Genomic DNA, 20,333 nt, shown 5'->3' with positions numbered 1-20,333 from the left:
GTTATAGTCGGGTAATCCCCAATTTTCGTCTTTTAGATGTAGCTACTGTAATAGAACTGGAAAACTAAGTTAAACTCAAGATAAAGTAGGGTGGAAAATTTTACCGTTAACTACTCTGGAAGAGCTCTAATGGACGAAAATAAAATTCCTCTAATATATCTTTTAAATACAAACTTAAATTCTGACAAGGAACTTCAAGCATCCGGCTTTAATGCGAAAAGATACAAGTTGAATGGTGTAGTTGCTCAAGAACAATCTTACTATCGTAGTTCGGTACCTTATCAATATGATATTCCTGTTAATATTCATGAGGCTGAAATTATAGTTATTGATACCGCTGTCAGTATTTTTAGCCACGCTGAAAATAAGAACTCTCCAATTAGTGTATTTTTTGAACATACACCATCTGAAGTGGACTTACTTCCTATAGATATATCAATAATCAGTCATCACATATTTTCGACAAAAAAGAATCAAGCGGTTATAGTTTTTTGTGACAGTAATACTGATTGTTCTTATATTATGGACTATGGTCCCGGTAAGCAACGCCGACAAGTTAAATATAATACTTATGATTTTAATGGTAGTTACTTTCGTGTTGTTAATAGGTCAGGGACTCGTTTTAAGAGGCCGGATAATGTCATTGCCAAGACTTTAACAGATTTGATATTCAAACACTCACGCGAAAGTCATTACAACGTTGTTTTCAAGGGCTTAAATGAGGGGGACGTAGTCTTACTTGAAAATGAGACTGGGGAGGTTATATCCTTTATAAGAAAAATAGATGGAAAAGATTTTGTTTTTCTACCAGTTATATATAATAAAAGTGATTTCTTAAAGGAATTATTCGACAACGTCTTGCCGGATATTCCTCTTTTTAAAGAATATTTTCCAAGCAACCCAAGCTTTAAATGGGTTAACGATGATTTGTATGTTTCTCATGAAGAAAAAATGAAGTCAATAGAGATTGAAAAGTTGAAGGCCGAGTACAGCAAAAGTATTTTAAAACTTCAAAGTGAGTTAAGTGATCTATCTAATAAGGAGGAGAATTTAAAAACAAAAGCTTTACTTACTGCGACTGATAATGATCTTGTTTTTTCTGTAAAGTGGTTTCTTGAATATATCGGCTTTGAGAACGTAATTGCACCTGATGGAGATGTTGACGAAGAAAATGGAGAGTTCTATGAAGAGGATATTAATATTATAACTCCCGCAAGAACATATCTATTTGAAGTGAAAGGTATTGGAGGGACTTCATCTGATGACCAATGTGCTCAAATTTCAAAAATAGTGTACCGACGTGAGGAGGCAAACCCTGAAAACACTTATAAAGGAATTTACATAGTAAATCACCAACGCTATAAAAATCCTAGAGAGCGTAAGAATCCGCCATTTTTCGAACAGCAGGTGCTTGATGCAGCAATAGCTCACAGAGGCATGACTTACACATATGAACTTTTTCAAGTCTATCATATGATTGAGTTGGGAATACTTGATAAATCTGATGTAAGAAATGCATTCAACCAGCGCGGCTTAATAGATTTCCGGAAATCATTAACACCCCTAAGCTGCGATCATACTTTCCGCGAAATCTGTGTATACTCATTTGACCTTACTAAAACACCTAACACAATTATAAGCACTAAAGATAGCGTTGTAGTGAAAGACGAAGATAATCACTGGCATTTGCTCTCTATTTTAGAAATACAGGTGAATAAAAAAACAGTCGATGAAGCGACTTCGGATAGTGGTGGTAGTGCCGGGATAAAAGTCGACAGTCTCGTATTAAGTGCGAGAGAGTTTTATCTTTTGAAAAATAGTGAGAAGAAACTATAATTGGCGCCTTCATGCTTATTACATCCAATTTATTGACTTTCCTATTTTAAACTATGTACCATGCAATGTCCGCTTTGCGTCATGAGTGGACATTCCTGAATAAGTTGTATTAATCTACAAGTAAGAGACATTGGTGTGAACTGCTATATATTTTTATCACTACCTGCTTCCAACCCTTGAACTTTCTGAAGCAGAATAAACCATATAAAATAAGGCCTGATAAACCGCCCTCTCTTTTCATCATTAGATAAAATTAATAACGATACAGGTGCGCTAATGTTTGAAGGTTATAATGAATATGAAACCATTCAGGATAGCATAAGGAAATTTTTTTCAGCCTCCACTCCAGAACGTCAAAGCGAACTAACTGAACGGCAAGCACAACGTTTAATGAATTAATAATGCCACGAGTTCGCTGATTACCGAGACAAAAAATCATCATTGGGATGTAGGGTTTTTCAATCGCGAAAGGATCTCCTTGGAGAAATTCTATCCCGGCTATTAATGCCATTGACCGGAATAGAATTTAGAGAAACTATTACACTCATACAGCATGCGCTAAGGCGGGATTAGCGAGGATCTTTTTATATTTTTCCAGCAAAATTAATGGAATTCCACAAGGTTTTTTTGTTGAACATTTCATTAATATCTTGTGTTTCATCTTCACCAAAAAAATAACTATTAATCGAGTAAGTTAAACTGTTAGGAGTTCTCGCAGAGAAAACAAATTGAGTATCATGAACGGTCAATTCATATGATTTACTTTTATCATCCCTTTTTAGAGAAAAGTAAAAAGTCATTACATAATTTGAAATATCTGAATATGAATCGCCATCTACAGCATAACGCGTTACCAACCTAACTGGAATTGAGGCGGAATGTTCGCCATTCATTATGTTTTTTGGTAGGATACTAATTAATTTCTCTATGACTTGAGGGTTATTCTGATACACTCCGCGTGAATCAATGTGATCTCGCTCCGTTCGAAACTTATCCGGGAAAATAATATCAACTGAAAGTATTTTTTTGTTTTCACCTACAGCAAAAATTTTATTAACGCCTTCAAAATCTTTGTCTTTTTCACTAAAGATGACTATCTTCTGATTGTTTGAATAGGTGGCCTCAACGTAGTCCTGAGCATTCCAAGATACCCACATAGCAATAAATGAAACAAAGAGAGTTAATAGCTCAATCGGTTTGATGTTTTTTAAATTAAAGTTTTTCATTTTCATCCAAATATTAATAGAATAGGTTGATTTGATTAAGTTACAAAAGAACGTATATCAAATACTCTGCCAGCATCCATTGAAATTTCAGAACTTAACGCCATTGTGACGGTCATTCAGGTTTAGGAGTATTTTGTCAATAAGTTGACATGACTAAACTTTATTTAGTATGAATTGCTGAAACGTGCTCATTTTTATATGTTGCCTTCCTCATTGCAGTTGAACTTTTGAATTTTATTAAATTCTCCTGGCTTGGCTACACGATATCAATTGCGCCGTTTAGGTCGAAAAGTGGGCATCGTAGCCTACTGCACTTACCGGTAACAGGCAAGTTCGCTCAAGCTTATAGCGGAAGCTTGAAGGCTTTTATTTAAATATAAACCTTCATAATAAAGATTGAACATTATCGCTAACACTTTGAATTAAAACACCTAGAATTTCAGTAAATGTTATGAAAAACTACATTAAAACCCTGTTTTTGCATAACTACACAACTGATTTAAAATCCCTTGTTCGGTAGACATAAGATACTGATCTTGAGCAGCATACTGTCAAAAGTGGTTATCAAAACTCAAAAACAAATCAGGATAATCATAGGGTTAGAAATCAGGTGAAGTTCGTGAATTCGCGCTGAAAAATCTTATATTAGTGAATTTTATCAATAGTTTGTGACTGATCTTGAAAACTACTGCTGCGTCATATGGAATGGTTCGAAGCCGCAGACCTGATCGTGAAAGGTATGGAAGGCGCAATCGCTGCCAAAACCGTGACCTACGATTTCGAACGTCTGATGGATGGCGCTAAGCTGCTGAAATGTTCAGAGTTTGGCGACGCGATTATCGCGAATATGTAATCCGCGCTGCGGGTTGTATGAGAACGGGAACCGAATGGTTCCCGTTTTTTATTGTTAGCTTTCGAATGATTATCAAAAATTTTATAAAAACAAATTAGCAAAACCCCCTCCTTTACACAGTCATTGTTGTCCACTCTTTGCCTCGGTCATCATTATACCGAGCTGTCTGATTAGGCGATTTATGCCCGGCAGTTTTTTGGTACCGACACCTTGAGCTTCATAAAGATGCCCCCGAAGGATCGTTGTTTATGGAAAGTCGCTAGTGTGCCATCCCCCAAGTTGTCGCGGGCCAACTGCGCGGTTTATATCTTCACGACTGCGCACCGCGAGCTGGGATTCGACGATTCACATACGCTCACGCTGCCGGAGTTCTGCTGGTGGCTCGCGCGTAATGGCCTGGCTGATGCCCTGCCGGAAGATGCCGCACTGCATGTGCCGAGAATGCCAAAGCCGGTGATCCGCTCCGTCACTCGAGAAATAGAGCTCGTACCCCGTGAACTCCTCGGAAGCGAAATAGTGTAGGAAGTGGCAAAGCAGGTGATGGCGCTGAATGTCGATCCGGAAACGCCGGAATCCTTCATGCTGCGCCCGAAGCGCCGCCGCTGGGAGAATGAGAAGTACACCCGCTGGGTTAAAACGCAGCAGTGCATGTGCTGTGGCAACCCCGCAGACGACCCCCACCACCTCATAGGCCACGGGCAGGGTGGAATGGGTACGAAGGCGCACGACCTGTTTGTGATCCCGCTTTGCAGAGCGCATCACGACGCGTTGCACGCTGACACCGTGGCATTTGAAGAAAAGCACGGCAGCCAGCTGGTGCTGCTGTTTCGTTTTATCGATCACGCACTGGCTATCGGCGTGCTGGCGTAAATTGTGGAGACGCTATGAACCTCGAATCATTACCGAAATTTTATTCCCCGAAATCACCGAAGCTTAACGATTAGACGCCAGCGACCGGCGGCGTCGCGCTGACTATAACCGATGTAATGGCAGCCCAGGGCATGGTGCAGTCGAAAGCCAGTCTCGGTTTAACCTCTTCCTGGCGAAAATGGGGATTCAGGATCCGGCACCTGCTATCAATGGGCTGATGCAATATGCGCTGGCGCTGAAAAATCCGGTGCTGGGGAAGCTGAGTGAGAAGGCTCGCGGTGAAGTTCTGCCGGTGCTTGTGCAGTTTGCTTACGCAGATTATTCGCGTTCGGCAGCCAGTAAATCGACCTGCCCACATTGCGAAGGGAAAGGCGTGGTGCGGGAAATGCAGGACGTGGTTAAGCACCCCGGCGTTAATGGCATAGAGGCAACGGTTAAGCACGAAGCCGTAGAAGTGATGCGCCAGCACTGCGCGGGAAAAGGAGAGGTGGGCACGGCCTGCCGCGGCTGTAAAGGTAAGGGGACCGTTCTGGATGAGAAGAGAACCAAACTCCTCGGTGCACCAGTAAGGAAAGTTTGCGGTCGTTGCAACGGCAACCGCTTCAGCCGTTTGCCTACCACACTGGCGCGGGCGCGCATTGAGAAGATTATTCCCGATCTGACGAGCTACCAGTGGTACAAGGGCTACGGCGATATCATCGCGCTACTGGTGACAAAATGCTGGCAGGAAGAAGCTTTTGCCGAGTTGCAGCTGCAAAAAGTCACAAGATAGATGCATATTCGTGATTTTTAGCGACACGATGATTGCAATAATCGAAAAAAGCGTTTAGGGTTCTAACAACGATGGGCATTGTGCGTTCAGCGTTTAAAACCCGACAAAGAGAGGGTTTTCATTTTGTAAATAGCCATACCAATACGGGTAATGCTTCTATGATAAAATACCTTCTAACCCTAACAGCAGGAGTTAGAAATGGTTATTACCCCGCTTCAAAGAGAGATCATGATTCGCATGGCGGATCAAGATCGGAAGGTTTCGGTACAACATACTAGCTTCCTTTCCGAGCCTTCTTACAGAATTGATGAGGCTATAGAGCAGTTATATCTCAATGGATACATTACAGCAAAGAAATCCAGTGCGGAATCCCATTGGATTGCTGATGTAATTACTGCTAAAGGCTATGTTCTATTAGAGGGGATAGGCTTAAAGTAATAATTATTCTTCAAAGGCGGTTGGTTCGATTATTCATCTTTGTTGATTTAGAGCCGAATGCATAGTGATTCGGCTTTTATTTATCTATTATAATTTATTTGGGATTTCCCATTTGCGCTTTATGTACTTAGATACAAACTCTACCTCAGGGAACATAGTTCTAGAGTTTATGTTAAGTACGTCCAGTTGTTCCAGAATTTTCTCTTTTAAGCTTGCTGGTATAACTATGTTGCTTAATGCGAAGCCTTTTCCATTACGCCCTGCCTTTTCATATTTAAGGAGTCCAGCGGCTACGAATGCACCAGATTGGGCTATAACCCTACGATTGTTTTTGGCTGGATGGACAAAATAATATTTTATCAAGTCGAGATGATTTGCAGTATCTGTGAAATAGGGTTTTTCTACTCGAATAAATTGGGTCAAACGCTTCATTGCATCCAACTTTCTAAATTCAGACTTTCCTGCTTCATTCGAAGGTTTTTTTATTTTAATGAACTGACTTATTTCATTTTGTTCAGAATCTGATAACCTGGCCAGATTACATATAAGGCTAACCGTATCACTATCAGCAAATCTAACTCTTTCTTCTGCAAAATCTAATAATTGAACAACGCCATCCTTGTCATGATGGTTTCGCTCATCGCAAGCAAAATAAAGTGCAACTAGAGGGTTTAAAGAAACGTCAAGAAGACGCGTAGGCAGCCCGTAATGTTGGGCTCGGACAAGCTTTTCGAACATCAAACGATCTCCACTGAACTCCCCTGGCGCTTCCGTCATCAATTCACTAAAAATTTGCTTTTCGGCATCTTTACGTAAGCCTCGCATAACTGAAGGCTTTAATATCCAGTCTTTAGATGATTGCCCTCTATAGCACCTTATATGTTTTGGTGAGTTTTGGCTGAATACAAGAGAAAGAAAAGAAGTTACGGAATCAACTTTTGGGCTGGTCTGCATTTTGTTTTCCATGAGGTATTTTGTTTCCTAAATTTTTTACTTTGATTTTTGTTAATAAATTAGTTTCTCGAACTAAATGACCATTGCAGAGCCATTTTAGTATGCAGAAACCAATATCTGCTTGGGCGTGATAAAACGCAACTTGTATGTATCACGTTTTTTACAATAAAACCGCCCCGGTTTACTCGGAGGTGAGAGATATGTCCAATATGAGCAAATTAGCTTCTGGCGCTGCCTATGGCGCATCAGCCGGGACTGTGGCTAATGGCGTACTGACCCGGCTAAGCCCTGATGAATGGAGTGCCGTTGGCGTAATTGCCGGCATTGTTGTGACGCTTCTTACTTTCGGGATCAACTGGTACTACAAACGCAAAACCACGCTGGCGCAGATCGAGGCTTACCAGCGGTGGCCTAACCCGTCAGCCTTTAAGGAGTAGTAATGCCCTTCTCCACTCCGCTTCGCAGAAAGCTGGTAGGCGCTGCCGGTACTGGCGCGCTTGCGATAGCAACCATTTTTATCGGCGGTAAAGACGGCGTTGAAGGCCGGAAATATGAAGCCTACAAAGATGTCGCCGGAGTGTGGACGGTGTGCGACGGTCATACCGGCAGCGATATAATCCGTGGCAAAACCTACACCGACCGTGAATGTGATCTTCTGCTATGGAAAGACATGCAGCCAGCGAAGCGCATTGTCGACAGCTTGGTGAAAGTCCCGTTGGGCGAGTACCAGCGCGCAGCACTTTACAGCTTCGTCTTTAACGTCGGTTCTGATGCCTTCTCCAAATCTACTCTACTGAAAAAGCTGAACAGAGGAGATCAGGAGGGTGCGTGCGAAGAAATGCGCCGCTGGGTTTACGCTGGTGGCATGAAATGGAAGGGATTGCAGAACCGGCGCGAGATAGAACGCTCCATGTGCCTTGCGGAAAGCAAAGATGATCTCTAACTGGAAAACGGTCGCCGCTCTGCTCCTGCTCGCTGGCGTTCTCTCAATCGCCTGGACGATTAACCATTACCGCAATAACGCGATCACCTTTAAAGACCAGCGTGATAAAGCCGCTCACAACCTGAAGCTGGCTAATTACACAATCGCCGCTATGAAAGTGCGCCAGCGCGACGTTGCTGCACTTGATGCCAAATACACGGGAGAACTGGCAGATGCTAAAACCACTATCGATCAGCTTGAGCGTGATGTTGCTACTGGCAAGCGCCGGTTGCAGCTCAACGCCAGATGCCCCGCGAGCGGAGCGCCCGGCATCAGCAGCATGGGCGATGCTTCCCGCCCCCGACTTACAGACTCCGCTCAACGGGATTATTTCTTCCTCAGAGAGCGAATCATCACAGTGACGAAGCAAGTTGGTTATCTTCAGGAATACGTGAAGGAGCAGTGCATAAATTAACCCTCTTGCCGAGCCTCGTTATCCTATGATAAACAAAATGTTTAACATGAAAATCAGGGTGAGGGGGTTTAGATGGCGAATTTCAGGATAAAAGCCGCTGGAAACAATAATTCAGTATTGACCCAAGTGCTAAGTAAAGTAAGCAAAATTTTATCGCAGAATCATAATAAAGATGTGTTGTTCTTGGTCTCGCAAATCAGCATTGCTAAAAATGATGACAGGATTGAGCAAGTTTTGGGAAAAATGTATTTAATCAGTTAGTTAAGAAAAGGACATCTTTTTCTGCTACTAATGGCATGAATTTCGAACTTCAAACTTATGACTATTTGAAAAACAGCAACCATCGTGCACATGGCCGAACTGTAGTTGTTTTAAACCCCAGTACTCAAGATCTGGATGCTATTTTGCAGGATTCTAATTCAGGGATTGATTGGATAGCTGTAGAAATGACGCTGGATGGAGAACTCGATAGCTGGGTGCATACAAACCAGACTACCGATATTTAAACCTATCACTATTCAAGCCGTCTCCGGGCGACTTTTTATTGTCATCACACTGGGTAGGCTCATCTTAATGGCAATATCCCTTCAAACGGATGTTGTGGCTCGTAATGCCCGAAATCTACGAAATCACTGTTACCACTCCGGACGACGAAAAGTACGCCTGGAAGATGATGCACAGTCAGCCTTAATTAGTTAATAGCTTTGTCGCACCGGCACAGTAAACGGATATTGGGTTACTTCGCACCGATGGCAAGTCGATGCTTACAGACGCAGCTGAACCGGGTTGCTCTACCCTCAGAGTGCGTACCAAAATCGCCGGAAAGCAAATAGCCGGGTTGCAGCAGTACATCACTGAGCAGTGTCAAAAGTAGGACAATGTATTTACCTTAAGATTTAATACTATGATTGGCTTTCATCGGATAGGCGTGATGCATCGCTTTGAGCAAGCATTTCCTGAGCTTGAGAGCTAAAGCCTTTAAACTTGATGACTCGTTTAGTAATTCTGCGACCACTGCCATGGGCCCCAATAGAGAAACCGTCACCGTCCTCCTGCTTGAGGCCTAAACCCCCTTTACCAGATGTATCGTAGAACTCTTCTATCTCTACCTCTTCAGCAATAAGTATTCTTCTGGCTATTGAAAGCTCCTGCTCAACTTTTGCCTGTTCCTGAAGAACAGAGGATTGGATATTTGCCTTCGTTGCGTCTTCATTCAATTCTTCAGCTGAAACATCACTGTTGGTAGCTGAAGAGCTAAAAGCATCCATCGTTTTTCTCACAGCCAGCTCAATGAGATATCCCGTGGGGTTCCAAATTGGTGATGTAAACACGGTCATTCCTTTTTTATGCTTCAACATGTAGTGAAATTAACGGCAGATTGTTCAGATACTTTAGATAAAAGCGAGAACTCATGGCACACACCGACAAGAAAAAAATGTTCTGTCGCGTGTACTTCATCTATTCAAACACTATACAAGCGGCTAGCGGGGTACAGCGCAAAGGCAGCTCACCCTTCCGCATCCGTAAAACTGTCAAAACCTAACGTCCAATCCAGAATTGCCGAACTCAAAGATCTGATTGTCATAAATGCGATATATGTCTTGAAACGCCTCAAAGGCGTGAGCCATCATTCTGAAGCCTTCTCGACACCTAGCGTAAAGCGTAAGCGCGGAGCTTTCTAAGATGGTAAATCACTCTGTAGAAGCACAGAAAGCTGCGCGCTGCCTGTCTATCGCCCACACCAAAATGCAGGAAGCTTGCATGTGGGCATGCCGTACTGTTGCACGCCCCGACGCAGACTCCTGAGGCATTACAGCAGTGCCTGCGATACGGCTGAATATTGACATATAGAGCTTGTGCTTCACGTAGTCATTTTACCCTTAGAGCAAATCGCCACAGTGACGAAGCAAGCAAGCTACCTGCAAGACTTCATCAAACAGCAGTGCCTTAAATAGAACAACGCATTATAATGCGCTATTGGTGTTAATTTTCAGGGAAGAATGGGTAATGCTTGGCTACTTTCGTACTTTAAAAGATGCTTTCAACTGGCAGAGAAAACTAGGCCTAAAGCAGCTGATGCTCTTTGCTCTTCATAACGTCCTTGCATACATATTTCTGGTTGGCTTGTATCTTGTTGGATCGAGCCTCGTTATCGCCTTATATACGCCCTTGATGGACTCTCTAACGGCTGACTCATTAAGCGAAATTACGGCTAGCGTGCTTCTGGCATTAAAGATTATTTTGTCGATTCCAGTAATCTTGCATGTTATCAAAAGCATAGTCCGAGGCATTACCACAGGCATTCACTGAGTACCCGTGAACGTGCTACGCATCTAAAGACTGGCATGCCTGCCTAAGGCCTTTAACCCTCTGAGAGTGAATCACAACAGTCACAAGAATGGTGGGTTATTTGCAGGAATACATCAGCCTCAATGGTTGCGGTGACAATACTTACAAAGCCTTAGTGGTAGCAAAACTATGGCTTGATGTAGAGAGTTCACGGGCGGTTCGAGATGAACCATCACTAGGCTCTGATTGGAGAGCAAAGTAAGAAGATATGAGATTCTCTTTCAAAACGACTTTCATTTCACGAGCATTTTAGAGTGCGCCTAAAGAAGATTCCATGGCATAGTTTATGCTCTACTTTAAAGAGGTTGAAGCATGAATACTGAAGAAAAAATAGTTCAATATCTTGTTCTCGGTGGATTGCGTCACAGGGAGGTTTGGCAAGGGCCGCTTCAGCACCTTAAAATTGAGTTGCCTGCAAAACCTGATAAGAGATTAGGTAAGTTTTATAGCCGAGAAACCAAAGCAGAAGTTACGGCTCCACTAAACGACACATACTTTGTTACTGAGTTTTCCTCAAGAAGCGGCAATAGATTTATGATTGCCTCAACAGAACCATTATCTTTTTTTGATATAGAAACAGAAATACAGGCAGTAAATCCGCCGCTACAACCTGTCAAATAAAAATTCGTCTTTTGGGCGATATTAATCAACAAGGCCTTGCAATTGCAGGGCCTTTTTATGTGGAACATATCCATATCGTAATTCCGAAGGAGATTCGATGAATGAAGCAAAGCCATAAGCCTAAAATACAGTAAAGCGTTAAGGCGCTTTAATTAGTAGCAACATTTAGCGTATGAATCCCCTGAAGGGGAAAGCCGCAATTTATGCAGCATTCTCGACAACGAGCATGAAAACGTAAGCGCTGAGCTTTCTGAGATGGCAAACAACTATGTAGTAGTACATGAGGCTGCGCGCTGCCAGGCTATCGCCACTAAACCATTTCGGGCACCACGGCTTTTTAAAACCACCGCTCTGCTCCCATATTAAACTCCCCAAAAGCGTCATCAGCTGGCTGGTAACGCAGCCTCTCCCGGGTACGAATCAGATCGAATCGCTGAACCGGGATATCAATCAAGCGGCGGCAGATCGGTAAGGAGTTTTACGAAGCGTTTTCTTACTTCCTTATATCCGTTATTTTCATAAAATTTGTGCGCTTTAACTCTTTTTTCACTGCTTGATAGTTCAATCTGAGAACATTTCTTGATAGCCGCGATGCGTTCAGAGGCGATAAGGAGTTGCTGCCCCACGCCTTGTCCTCGTGACGACTCATCTATTACCAGCGCTGAGATTAATGCCCATAAGTTATTTTCATGAACAGGCATGATGAAGTTTATGACAATAACGCCACAAACTTCTTTCTCTGATTCGGCAACTAAAGTACACAGCGTGTCATGCTGGTCACGGAGACGTTGTTCTAAGCTCGCGCTCTCTGTCTTATAGCCCAATTGCAGGAAGAGACGTTTTAACGATGGAATGTCTTTAAGTTCCGCTGCCCTGATTGAAATCATTGTGATCGCTTCCTTATTTTGACTTCGATAAAGATATTCAGATTTGACTAATCAATTCAACAAAATTTCTGAGACGAGCATCTGCACTATGCGCAGGGGCAGACATTGTTGGCATTGTGTTATGTTGTTAACCGGATGCCGTTCATGGAGGGCGGAGCTGCCTGACACCATTACCGTTGGAGATGATGAATGACAAGTGATGTGATCGCGTTTTCTGCTATTGGCGTAGCTATCCTGTTTGGCGCAATGAGCCCGGGTGTGAGCTTTCTTCTCGTTGCCCGAACGGCCATGTCCAGTTCGAGAAGGGCGGCTTTAGCTGTTGCTGCAGGGATGGGTTTTGGTGCGTTTGTTTTTGCTGTCATCGCGTTAGCGGGTCTTCACACCCTGCTGACGTTAATCCCGTCACTGTACACAGGGCTGAAGCTTGCAGGTGGTTGCTATCTTTTATGGCTGGCTTTGAAAATGTTTCGTCGTCCTTCAAATCGTTTTAATGATTTGACCGAAACAGAGGAAGTCAGCGCCTCAAAAGCATTTATGACTGGCGTATTTACGCAGATCAGCAATCCCCATACAGCACTGGTATTTGCCAGTATTTTTTCCGCAGTGCTTAGCAAAAATATTCAGCCTGGTATGTACATCATCCTGCCAACAATGGCATTCGTTATCGATGTGCTCTGGTATGCAGTCGTCGCATGCTTATTATCAACTCACGGGCCACGGCAGGCTTACATTAAATACCGTAAGTTTATAGATAAACTAAGCGGAGGCATTATGGCGTTACTTGGAATACGGCTGCTGCTGAAGTAGGTCAGTAAGCCGGGGCGGCTGGGTAGCTTCAGAGCGCGGGGAGAATAAGCATCGTACGTATGGTGAAGAACAAACAGATAGATCGTCCTGAAGGTAAAAGCGCTGCCAGAGCAGCGCTTTTTAGTAATTAATAATCCTGTGTAAAAGTCAAAAATCAGAAACTTTCCCAGTCTGTATTAGTGACTGCACTGCTGCCCGATGCGGGTTTTGTTTGCAGCTGTTGTGTTCTGGCGATCGGCGTACTTGCCGCTTTTCCGACATACCCTGCGTTTTCGCTGAGCGTAAAAGTAGAGACCAGGCTCGACAAGGTTTCAGCCTGCTCCTGCAAGGATTTCGATGCCGAAGAGGCTTCTTCAACCAGTGAGGCGTTTTGCTGGGTCACTTCATCCATTTGCCCGATCGCCAGGTGAACCTGCTCAATGCCTTTACTCTGTTCATTGGTCGCAGCCGCGATTTCGTTAACCAAATCTGCGACCTGGCGGACAGCATTGCTCACATTTTCAGTGTTACTTCCCACATTCGCTGCCTGATTAAGACCCTGTTCAACCTGGGAAACAGAAAGAGAAATGAGATCTTTTATTTCGCGCGCAGCAGAAGAGGAACGTTGTGCCAGGCTGCGCACTTCAGAAGCAACCACCGCAAACCCTCTGCCATGCTCGCCTGCACGCGCAGCCTCTACCGCAGCGTTAAGCGCCAGGATGTTGGTCTGGAAGGCGATACCTTCAATCAGGCCGGTGATATCGGAGATTTTTTCTGAGCTTCCACGAATTTCTGACATCGTTTCCAGCATCTGGCTGACCGCGCCCGCATTCATGCTTGATAAATTGTTAGCGTTATTCGCCAGTTCGCTTGCCTGAACTGCGCCATCGGCATTCTGGCGAACGGTTTCACTCAGGGTAGCCATACTGGCAGAGGTCTGCTCCAGAGACGCTGCCTGCTCTTCGGTTCGTGATGAGAGGTCCTCATTCCCTGCGGCAATTTGCGCGGAGCCTGTGCTGACCGATTGTGCAGCGTGGTTCACCGATAACAGCGTTGTCGAAACTTTCTCCAGCAGGCCATTAAAGGCCGATGCGGTCTGGCCTATTTCATCGTTTCTGTAGACAGTGGCAACCTGGGTCAGATCGAGACTGTTACTCACCTCAGTCATCGTGCTCTTTATGCTGTTAAGGCTGCGCTTGATGCCCTGAATAATAGTGATGGAAAACAGACCAAGCAGAAGGATCACCACTGCTGCGGCGCTGGTCATCATCCACCACGTTTTGGCATAAATTGTCTTGTTTTGTTCTCTCAGGGCCTCACCGATTTTTATATTTAATTCAATCTGATTGGTGAAATCGGCTTCCATTTTACGCGATGCAGCACCCACACCATCTTCACTTTTAAGAAGAGACAGGGATAACGCATTGTCGTGGTTTTTTGAGGCCGCTAAGAAAGCGGGTAACGCTGCACGAACGGCTTCGATATTTCGGTATGCCTGCTCGGTCATCGCTTTATCTTCATCGCTGGAAATATCATTTGCCATGTAATAATCCGTGAGCGATTTCAGCTTGTTCAGCAGGTTGTTTATTCTCTCTTCGGCCGCAGCCTGGCCAGCGCTGTCCAACGCCGTCTGGTGACGGTAAAACGCGATGCCCAGCTGGCTGGTGGTGCTGATTGATTTATTCAAATCCTTGATGCTGGGTATGGCATTGACCTGTACATACTCAAAGCGCGACTGGAAGCCCGAAATCACCGAAAGAGAGACGGCAACAACCGCGAAAAGTGACAGAGCGAGCAAAGAAAATGCCAGCGACAAACGCTGTGTGATAGTCATAAGAACCTTGGTGTTATTAGTAAATGAAGCAAAAAGGGGTTATCGACGCCGCTTTTAAAGGCTTTAATGATATTTAATATATATATTTTTTTGAAAAAAATGGATAGTTCGTGAATTTATGCTAGCCAGCTTTTATCACCGAAATTAATTTCATTATTCTCTTTCATGTTAAATAACTTAATTAATTGCTGTTGCGAAAGTGCCTGATCCATAAATGAATTTTTTAATAAAATAAACTGAACATAGCCGCGATAAAATTTAACCAGACGGCTTTCATGGTTATTAAGTTGGGCAATAATCCCGTTCAGACCGGCGACAGAACGCGCTCAACGTGAACGCTTCGTCCGACAGCCAGCCGTTACCGTTAGTCTCAACGGTAGCGGCTGGCTGCTGGCGTTACCCAGCAGCAGCGGGTCGAATGCGGCCTTCGGGGCCACTTTTATCAGGCAAGCTTGAACACCGCAGCCGAGCGGTTCAGATGAGCCGCCTGATCTTCCAGCGAGGCGGCAGCAGCAGCAGCCTGTTGAACCAGTGCGGCGTTTTGTTGGGTCACTTCATCCATTTGGGTGATAGCGATGCTGACATGCTCGATACCGTTCACCTGCTCGCCGGAGGCGGTGTAGATTTCGGCCATAATTGCAGAGACGTTGTTGATTGCCGTGACTACCCCGGTCATGGTTTTGCCCGCTTGCGCGACCAGGTCGGTGCCTTCCGATATGCGGCTGTTTGAGGCTTCAATTAGTGCCTTAATCTCTTTTGCCGCCGTCGCGCTGCGCTGGGCAAGTGCGCGCACTTCGCTTGCTACTACGGCGAATCCACGGCCTTGCTCACCGGCACGAGCCGCTTCCACCGCAGCATTAAGCGCCAGGATATTGGTCTGGAAAGCGATGCTTTCAATGGTACTGATGATATCGCCGACGCTTTTCGAGCTGTCAAAAATTGCCGCCATGGTGGTGACCACTTTATCCACAACTTTGCCTCCCTGCTGCGCGACGTTGGACGCGTCAGACGCAAGGCTGCTGGCGTTTTGTGCGTTAGAGGCATTTTGCCTTACTGTCGCCGTCAGTTGCTCCATGCTGGCAGAGGTCTCTTCCAGCGAAGCGGCCTGCTGTTCCGTTCGTGAAGAGAGATCGGTATTGCCCATCGCCACTTCTTTAGAGGCGCTGTCGATAGAGGTTGCGGCGGTCTGGATATCAGAGACCACTTTTTTAAGCTGCTCCTGCATGGCGGTAAGGGTGACGATCAGAACACCGGCTTCATCTTTTGAACGAGCGACCAGGCGGGTGGAGAGATCGCCCGAGGCAATCGCCTTCGCTGCGTTTACCGCTTCCCCAAGCGGAAGGGTGATGGAACGGGCGAGGGCATAGCCCAAACCTGAAGCGATAAGTACACCTAACAGCGCGCCAATAAACAACGCCAGCCGGGTCTGCGTTTCAACGGAGTCGACAGAACCCTGACGCTCGCCGAGCAGTTTTTTTTCATTGTTGACGATTTCATCAATGGTGGCGCGCATTTGATCCATCTGCGGCTTGCCCGTGTTAGCTTCGAAGGCGGCAGTGAAATCGGCCTGTGTCATTGACCCGGCATTGAGTGCACGACGATTATTCAGTAACTCAGTAACAAATTTATTCCCCCACTCTTGCTCCTGCTGAAGCAAATTATTCAGGCGATCCTGCTGAGTAGGGTTATCAGAAGTTAAGCTTTTCGTTTCCTGCAAAACTTTAACGAACTCCTCTTTGCCTGAGTTCCACGGAGCCAGCATTTCCTCTTTGCCGTTAATAGCATAGCCGCGTAGGCCGGTTTCCATATTTACCAGGCTTTGGGTTAAGGCTCGGCTTTTATCAATGACGCGCCAGCTATGTATATTCCATTCGTTGGTACTGACAATTCTGGAAAAGTTATTGTAGAAAGTGGCGCAGAGTAATAGCAGCAAAATTAAAACGGCACCAAAGGCAAAAGAAAACTTCTTTTTAATCGGTAAATTTCTGAACATTTCAACCTCGTTCTACAGAGAAAGACAGAGCAGCTCCATGAGCCCTAAAACAGATAAGTTATCGGCATCGATTAATCTGTCTTTAACTAAAACTTGCCGAACTATGGACAACGAAGAATATATCCATTCTGGTTTTTTCCTATGCGCCTGATTTTAAGGAAATCGCGCACTGCAAACGCCAGCGGTGAAGCAGGATATATCGTTTGCGCTGTTGGTGTGGCGCAAGCAGGGCAGTGCAGAACTGTGCCAGCCAGCAAAATGAGGCAGAAATCCTGCGTCTTACACACACAGGATTTCCCCATTTTAACTTTCCCTGACGCGTTATAAGAATGAGACTAACTGCCCGTAATAAGGACTTAGTGACTCAGACCACGGCGTTGTGGTTATTTACTGATAAACAGTGGCTTTCTTCATGGATATAAGTTCGCTGATTACTGCTCTTTTATTAAGGCCTGTTCCAGAAAATGAATCGCGTTATTTAACGCCTGGTCGGCTTCCGGCAGAGTACCGGCCAAAAGGTGCCATACATGAAACATCCCAGGCCACACTTCGAGCGTTGTCCGCACGCGCGCTTCGCCTAAATTTGCAGCCAGCCTGATAGCATCACTCAGCATGACCTCATTCTCACCAATCTGGATGAGGAGAGGCGCAAGCCCCTGGACATTTGCATAAACCGGGGAGGCATCAGGATGGGTGGCAAGCTCCCCCGCCAGAAAGCATCTTGCCAGCCTGTTAAGAAAGTCGACGCTACAAAGGGGATCAATTCCGTCACGGGTCGTCGCAGATGAACCGCTATGGGTAAGATTAGCCCAGGGGGAGAGAGCCACTCCTGCGGCCGGGAGCGGAATACCCGCGTCACGGGCCTTGCGCATTATCGTCACTACCATCGCGCCACCGGCTGAATCGCCTGTTAGCACAAGATTTTCCGGCTGGACGCCGCTATCGAGAAGGGCACGATAAGCTGAAAAAACATCATCTATTGGCGTTGGGAAGGGGAATTCAGGCGCCTGCCGGTAATCTGGCGTGTACACCCTGGCTTTTAATGCCTTAGCGATACGTCCAGTGAGGCCGCGGTATGCTTCGACACCACCGTGGACATAGCCGCCGCCATGAATATAAAGCACCACTCTGTTGCCGGTATGTTCATCTCCCTCACTGATCATCGCGGGCGTATTGCCTAACGCGCTTGTCTTGTAGATGACCCCTTCGATCGCAGGAAAGATTTTTTCAAGCCCCTGCATATAGCGGGCGCGAACCTCAGGCCAGCTGGCTTCTGACGTACCGTATACCTTTTCGACAACCGGCCCAGCTGCACTGATCCATCCATCCAGAGTTTGTTGAGCGTTTTTCGACAACATTATTGAATCCTCACTGATTGAAATTCTACAATGTGAGTATATTTAAATGATTGACGAAATAGGTTCCCCAATGACGGGCAGAAAAATCGCGTCGCCAGAGAGTGCTGGCTCAGCTCTGGAAATTAACGCATTACGTATCTTTGTTGCTGTGGCAGAGGCGGGCAGTTTCATTGCTGGCGGTAAGGCAATGGGGCTGACGCGCTCTGCCGCGGGCAAAGCCATTGCGCGTTTAGAAGCTCACCTTGAGACGCGGCTTTTTCAGCGTACAACCCGCCGTTTGTCGCTTACGACAGAGGGGCACGAATTTTATCATCGTTGCAGCCAGATCCTGGAAGATTTAGACGAAGCTGAATCCAGTATTCGTCAGAACCTACCGCTGCCAAAAGGCATCCTCAGACTGACCGTGTCAGAAGGCTACGGCAAAATGATCGTTCTGCCCTTTATCAGTCAATTTTTGCGGGCCTCGCCAGATGTAAGTATTGAAATCAGCTTCAGCGATCGGGTTGTCGACCTCGTAGAGGAGGGATTCGATCTTGCAATACGCGTAGGAAACGCAACCACCAGTTATCAATACATCACCCAGGTGATCGACAGGACAAGACCTCAACTTTGGGCTTCACCTGATTATCTCCGTCAGGCAGGCGTGCCGGAATCGCTCGCTGAGATTAAAAATCATCGTCGACTCGTTTATGGTCTGGGCGCGGCTTCCACCGCATGGGCTCTTATTGATAAGGCGCAGGGGCAGATAACAGTGAACGGCCGCAATCACGTCAGGTTTGACAGCGGGGATGCCATTCGCACAGCGGCTATAACCGGGCTGGGTATCGGATCTCTACCACCATTTATGGTTGAGAAGGATATTCAGGAAGGACGCCTGGTGCAGGTGCTGCCCGACACGCAAGGCGAAGAAGTGCCTATCCATGCTATCTACCCCAACCGTCGCCATCTTCCTGTCAGGGTGCGGGCTTTTATTGATAGCTTTAAATCTTTCCTGAGTAACAGATTAAGCAGCGGCACATGACGCTCTAGTGTTCGGCAACCCTACGGTGCCAGAAGGGGACATTTTCTTTCCTGCCCATTCCCGGCACCTGGTTTTTAAAACCATCGCCCGAGTACGCTCTGCTATTTGAACAGCTCCGCGCCCGGATTAAATTCCCGAAAAGCATCATCACTCAAAATAAGGCCTTAAAACTTCCTCCGTCCACTGCATAAACGCTCTTACACGCGGCGATAAATTGCGCCGATGCGCGACGACAAACGAGGCGGTGATTGGCTCAGGGCGTAGATCAGGCAGGATCTCAATTAGCGCGCCGCGCTGGATATGCGTTAACAGTGAAGGGTAGCCACCCTGAATCAATCCCAGACCCGCAAGACCCGCATCATGATAAGCCGGAACGCTGTTGACCGTGACCGCACCAGGCAGCATCAGCGACTTATAACCGTGGTCCGACGGATACTCCCATCCGTCAGGTCTGGAACCAAAGTTGCGGATGTAGTGCACCATCCTGTGCCTTTGATTGAGAAGATCCTCGAGAGTCTCTGGTCTACCAAAGCGGCTGAGATAGCGCGGGCTGGCGGCATTTATCATGCGCAAATGGCCCAGCGGCCGGGCAATAAGCGTTTCATCGACAATGGGGTCCAGGCGCACCACGCAGTCAAACCCCTCCTGCACCAGGTCGACGCGGCGATCGGTGCTTGAAAGCTCTATCTCCAGTTCAGGGTGTGCTTCCAGAAACTGAGGCAGGGCAGGGATCACCACACTTTGCGCCAGGATCGCAGGCATATCGACGCGCAATTTCCCCTTTAGCGGCATGCCGGATGTAGTGAACATTGAACGCAGATCGTCGGCTTCAGCGAGAAGATCCCGCGCGCGGGCATAAAAAGCCCGCCCGTCTTCCGTCAGCTGCACGCTTCGTGTTGTGCGGTGAAGAAGCGTAGCGCCCAGTTCCTGTTCAAGCTCGCGCACCACCATAGACGCCCGCCCTTTCTGGATCCCCAGGCTTTCCGCGGCCTTGGTAAAGCTCTTCAGTTCTGCCACGCGGGCAAAAATAACCAGCGGCTCGAGATTCTTCATTGTTCATTCCCGGAGTAACAGTGCGTATTTTCTGGCGCTGTTTATGCAGGTATTAAAACTCAATAGAGTACTTTCACAGCGTGTA

The 20,333-nt window shown here is 46.0% G+C and carries 18 protein-coding genes and 5 pseudogenes; 14 read left to right on the top strand and 9 right to left on the bottom strand.

Going from position 1 to position 20,333, the window contains the following annotated elements:
• Positions 1 to 129 precede the first annotated feature (129 nt).
• Positions 130 to 1,836, top strand: a complete 1,707-nt coding sequence (locus tag N7V53_RS01460) for a hypothetical protein (RefSeq protein WP_279791707.1) — start codon at positions 130 to 132, stop codon at positions 1,834 to 1,836.
• A 276-nt stretch (positions 1,837 to 2,112) separates the two neighbouring features.
• On the top strand, positions 2,113 to 2,235 hold the full coding sequence (locus N7V53_RS01455) for a hypothetical protein (RefSeq protein WP_279791706.1): 123 nt from the start codon (positions 2,113 to 2,115) through the stop codon (positions 2,233 to 2,235).
• A 185-nt stretch (positions 2,236 to 2,420) separates the two neighbouring features.
• On the opposite strand, the gene N7V53_RS01450 is transcribed toward N7V53_RS01455, so the two are convergent.
• A complete protein-coding gene (locus tag N7V53_RS01450; RefSeq protein WP_279791704.1) occupies positions 2,421 to 3,062 on the bottom strand; it encodes a hypothetical protein in 642 nt (213 codons plus the stop codon).
• Positions 3,063 to 3,744: 682 nt separating this feature from the next.
• On the opposite strand from N7V53_RS01450, the pseudogene N7V53_RS01445 reads away from it, so the two are divergent.
• Positions 3,745 to 3,915: pseudogene (locus N7V53_RS01445) on the top strand (NADP-dependent isocitrate dehydrogenase); the annotation flags it as partial.
• A 112-nt stretch (positions 3,916 to 4,027) separates the two neighbouring features.
• Here the strand turns inward: N7V53_RS01445 and N7V53_RS01440 are convergent.
• Positions 4,028 to 4,196, bottom strand: a pseudogene (locus N7V53_RS01440) (integrase); the annotation flags it as partial.
• On the opposite strand from N7V53_RS01440, the pseudogene N7V53_RS01435 reads away from it, so the two are divergent.
• The 3 genes and pseudogenes from N7V53_RS01435 to N7V53_RS01425 form a co-directional block, all read left to right on the top strand.
• Positions 4,195 to 4,785, top strand: a pseudogene (locus tag N7V53_RS01435) (DUF968 domain-containing protein); the annotation flags it as partial. The pseudogenes N7V53_RS01440 and N7V53_RS01435 overlap by 2 nt on opposite strands.
• A gap of 14 nt (positions 4,786 to 4,799) precedes the next feature.
• Positions 4,800 to 5,557 (top strand): annotated as a pseudogene (locus N7V53_RS01430) (antitermination protein).
• Between the two features lie 198 nt (positions 5,558 to 5,755).
• On the top strand, positions 5,756 to 5,995 hold the full coding sequence (locus tag N7V53_RS01425; RefSeq protein WP_279791702.1) for a hypothetical protein: 240 nt from the start codon (positions 5,756 to 5,758) through the stop codon (positions 5,993 to 5,995).
• Between the two features lie 87 nt (positions 5,996 to 6,082).
• Here the strand turns inward: N7V53_RS01425 and N7V53_RS01420 are convergent, their stop codons facing one another.
• Positions 6,083 to 6,961 carry an FRG domain-containing protein gene (locus N7V53_RS01420; protein WP_279791700.1) on the bottom strand — a complete coding sequence of 293 codons (879 nt, stop codon included), beginning with the start codon at positions 6,959 to 6,961 and terminating at the stop codon, positions 6,083 to 6,085.
• Positions 6,962 to 7,149: 188 nt separating this feature from the next.
• Between N7V53_RS01420 and N7V53_RS01415 the strand changes: the two genes are divergently transcribed.
• From N7V53_RS01415 to N7V53_RS01400, 4 genes are all read left to right on the top strand, one after another.
• On the top strand, positions 7,150 to 7,386 hold the full coding sequence (locus N7V53_RS01415) for a phage holin (protein ID WP_279791698.1): 237 nt from the start codon (positions 7,150 to 7,152) through the stop codon (positions 7,384 to 7,386).
• Between the two features lie 2 nt (positions 7,387 to 7,388).
• Positions 7,389 to 7,892 (top strand): lysozyme, encoded by a 504-nt coding sequence (locus N7V53_RS01410; protein ID WP_279791697.1) that lies wholly within the window; start codon positions 7,389 to 7,391, stop codon positions 7,890 to 7,892.
• Entirely contained in the window at positions 7,882 to 8,346 is a 465-nt protein-coding gene (locus N7V53_RS01405; RefSeq protein WP_279791696.1) for a lysis protein, read from the top strand. The genes N7V53_RS01410 and N7V53_RS01405 overlap by 11 nt, the downstream gene beginning before the upstream one ends.
• A 296-nt stretch (positions 8,347 to 8,642) precedes the next feature.
• Positions 8,643 to 8,852, top strand: a complete 210-nt coding sequence (locus tag N7V53_RS01400; protein WP_279791695.1) for a hypothetical protein — start codon at positions 8,643 to 8,645, stop codon at positions 8,850 to 8,852.
• Between the two features lie 396 nt (positions 8,853 to 9,248).
• On the opposite strand, the gene N7V53_RS01395 is transcribed toward N7V53_RS01400, so the two are convergent.
• A complete protein-coding gene (locus N7V53_RS01395; RefSeq protein WP_270220707.1) occupies positions 9,249 to 9,677 on the bottom strand; it encodes a hypothetical protein in 429 nt (142 codons plus the stop codon).
• Between the two features lie 80 nt (positions 9,678 to 9,757).
• Here N7V53_RS01395 and N7V53_RS01390 point away from each other — a divergent pair.
• A pseudogene (locus N7V53_RS01390) lies at positions 9,758 to 9,959 on the top strand (terminase small subunit); the annotation flags it as partial.
• Between the two features lie 1,048 nt (positions 9,960 to 11,007).
• On the top strand, positions 11,008 to 11,316 hold the full coding sequence (locus N7V53_RS01385) for a hypothetical protein (RefSeq protein WP_279791693.1): 309 nt from the start codon (positions 11,008 to 11,010) through the stop codon (positions 11,314 to 11,316).
• A 446-nt stretch (positions 11,317 to 11,762) separates the two neighbouring features.
• Here the strand turns inward: N7V53_RS01385 and N7V53_RS01380 are convergent, their stop codons facing one another.
• Entirely contained in the window at positions 11,763 to 12,203 is a 441-nt protein-coding gene (locus tag N7V53_RS01380; RefSeq protein WP_279791692.1) for a GNAT family N-acetyltransferase, read from the bottom strand.
• Positions 12,204 to 12,392: 189 nt separating this feature from the next.
• Between N7V53_RS01380 and N7V53_RS01375 the strand changes: the two genes are divergently transcribed.
• Positions 12,393 to 13,010 carry a LysE family transporter gene (locus N7V53_RS01375; RefSeq protein WP_279791691.1) on the top strand — a complete coding sequence of 206 codons (618 nt, stop codon included), beginning with the start codon at positions 12,393 to 12,395 and terminating at the stop codon, positions 13,008 to 13,010.
• Positions 13,011 to 13,164: 154 nt separating this feature from the next.
• Here N7V53_RS01375 and N7V53_RS01370 read toward each other — a convergent pair whose 3' ends face one another.
• From N7V53_RS01370 to N7V53_RS01360, 3 genes are all read right to left on the bottom strand, one after another.
• Positions 13,165 to 14,823, bottom strand: a complete 1,659-nt coding sequence (locus N7V53_RS01370) for a methyl-accepting chemotaxis protein (protein WP_279791690.1) — start codon at positions 14,821 to 14,823, stop codon at positions 13,165 to 13,167.
• 442 nt (positions 14,824 to 15,265) lie between these two features.
• Positions 15,266 to 16,816 (bottom strand): methyl-accepting chemotaxis protein, encoded by a 1,551-nt coding sequence (locus N7V53_RS01365; RefSeq protein ID WP_279791689.1) that lies wholly within the window; start codon positions 16,814 to 16,816, stop codon positions 15,266 to 15,268.
• Between the two features lie 431 nt (positions 16,817 to 17,247).
• A complete protein-coding gene (locus N7V53_RS01360; protein WP_279791688.1) occupies positions 17,248 to 18,174 on the bottom strand; it encodes an alpha/beta hydrolase in 927 nt (308 codons plus the stop codon).
• A 70-nt stretch (positions 18,175 to 18,244) separates the two neighbouring features.
• Between N7V53_RS01360 and N7V53_RS01355 the strand changes: the two genes are divergently transcribed.
• Entirely contained in the window at positions 18,245 to 19,195 is a 951-nt protein-coding gene (locus N7V53_RS01355) for a LysR family transcriptional regulator (protein ID WP_279792704.1), read from the top strand.
• Between the two features lie 147 nt (positions 19,196 to 19,342).
• Here N7V53_RS01355 and N7V53_RS01350 read toward each other — a convergent pair whose 3' ends face one another.
• Entirely contained in the window at positions 19,343 to 20,248 is a 906-nt protein-coding gene (locus N7V53_RS01350) for a LysR family transcriptional regulator (protein ID WP_279791687.1), read from the bottom strand.
• Positions 20,249 to 20,333 lie beyond the last annotated feature (85 nt).

The sequence above is a fragment of the Kosakonia sp. HypNH10 genome (assembly GCF_029850615.1).
Classification (GTDB): domain Bacteria; phylum Pseudomonadota; class Gammaproteobacteria; order Enterobacterales; family Enterobacteriaceae; genus Kosakonia; species Kosakonia cowanii.
Note: the sequence above shows the minus strand (reverse complement) of the source record. Positions and strands in the feature narration are given on the sequence as shown.

Coding starts and splice junctions, on each gene's coding strand:
- N7V53_RS01370 (WP_279791690.1), bottom strand. CDS start 14,823: ATGACTATCACACAGCGTTTGTCGCTGGCATTTTCTTTGCTCGCTCTG.
- N7V53_RS01455 (WP_279791706.1), top strand. CDS start 2,113: ATGTTTGAAGGTTATAATGAATATGAAACCATTCAGGATAGCATAAGG.
- N7V53_RS01410 (WP_279791697.1), top strand. CDS start 7,389: ATGCCCTTCTCCACTCCGCTTCGCAGAAAGCTGGTAGGCGCTGCCGGT.
- N7V53_RS01380 (WP_279791692.1), bottom strand. CDS start 12,203: ATGATTTCAATCAGGGCAGCGGAACTTAAAGACATTCCATCGTTAAAA.
- N7V53_RS01350 (WP_279791687.1), bottom strand. CDS start 20,248: ATGAAGAATCTCGAGCCGCTGGTTATTTTTGCCCGCGTGGCAGAACTG.
- N7V53_RS01360 (WP_279791688.1), bottom strand. CDS start 18,174: ATGTTGTCGAAAAACGCTCAACAAACTCTGGATGGATGGATCAGTGCA.
- N7V53_RS01420 (WP_279791700.1), bottom strand. CDS start 6,961: ATGGAAAACAAAATGCAGACCAGCCCAAAAGTTGATTCCGTAACTTCT.
- N7V53_RS01415 (WP_279791698.1), top strand. CDS start 7,150: ATGTCCAATATGAGCAAATTAGCTTCTGGCGCTGCCTATGGCGCATCA.
- N7V53_RS01385 (WP_279791693.1), top strand. CDS start 11,008: ATGAATACTGAAGAAAAAATAGTTCAATATCTTGTTCTCGGTGGATTG.
- N7V53_RS01375 (WP_279791691.1), top strand. CDS start 12,393: ATGACAAGTGATGTGATCGCGTTTTCTGCTATTGGCGTAGCTATCCTG.
- N7V53_RS01355 (WP_279792704.1), top strand. CDS start 18,245: ATGACGGGCAGAAAAATCGCGTCGCCAGAGAGTGCTGGCTCAGCTCTG.
- N7V53_RS01400 (WP_279791695.1), top strand. CDS start 8,643: ATGAATTTCGAACTTCAAACTTATGACTATTTGAAAAACAGCAACCAT.
- N7V53_RS01365 (WP_279791689.1), bottom strand. CDS start 16,816: ATGTTCAGAAATTTACCGATTAAAAAGAAGTTTTCTTTTGCCTTTGGT.
- N7V53_RS01450 (WP_279791704.1), bottom strand. CDS start 3,062: ATGAAAAACTTTAATTTAAAAAACATCAAACCGATTGAGCTATTAACT.
- N7V53_RS01425 (WP_279791702.1), top strand. CDS start 5,756: ATGGTTATTACCCCGCTTCAAAGAGAGATCATGATTCGCATGGCGGAT.
- N7V53_RS01405 (WP_279791696.1), top strand. CDS start 7,882: ATGATCTCTAACTGGAAAACGGTCGCCGCTCTGCTCCTGCTCGCTGGC.
- N7V53_RS01460 (WP_279791707.1), top strand. CDS start 130: ATGGACGAAAATAAAATTCCTCTAATATATCTTTTAAATACAAACTTA.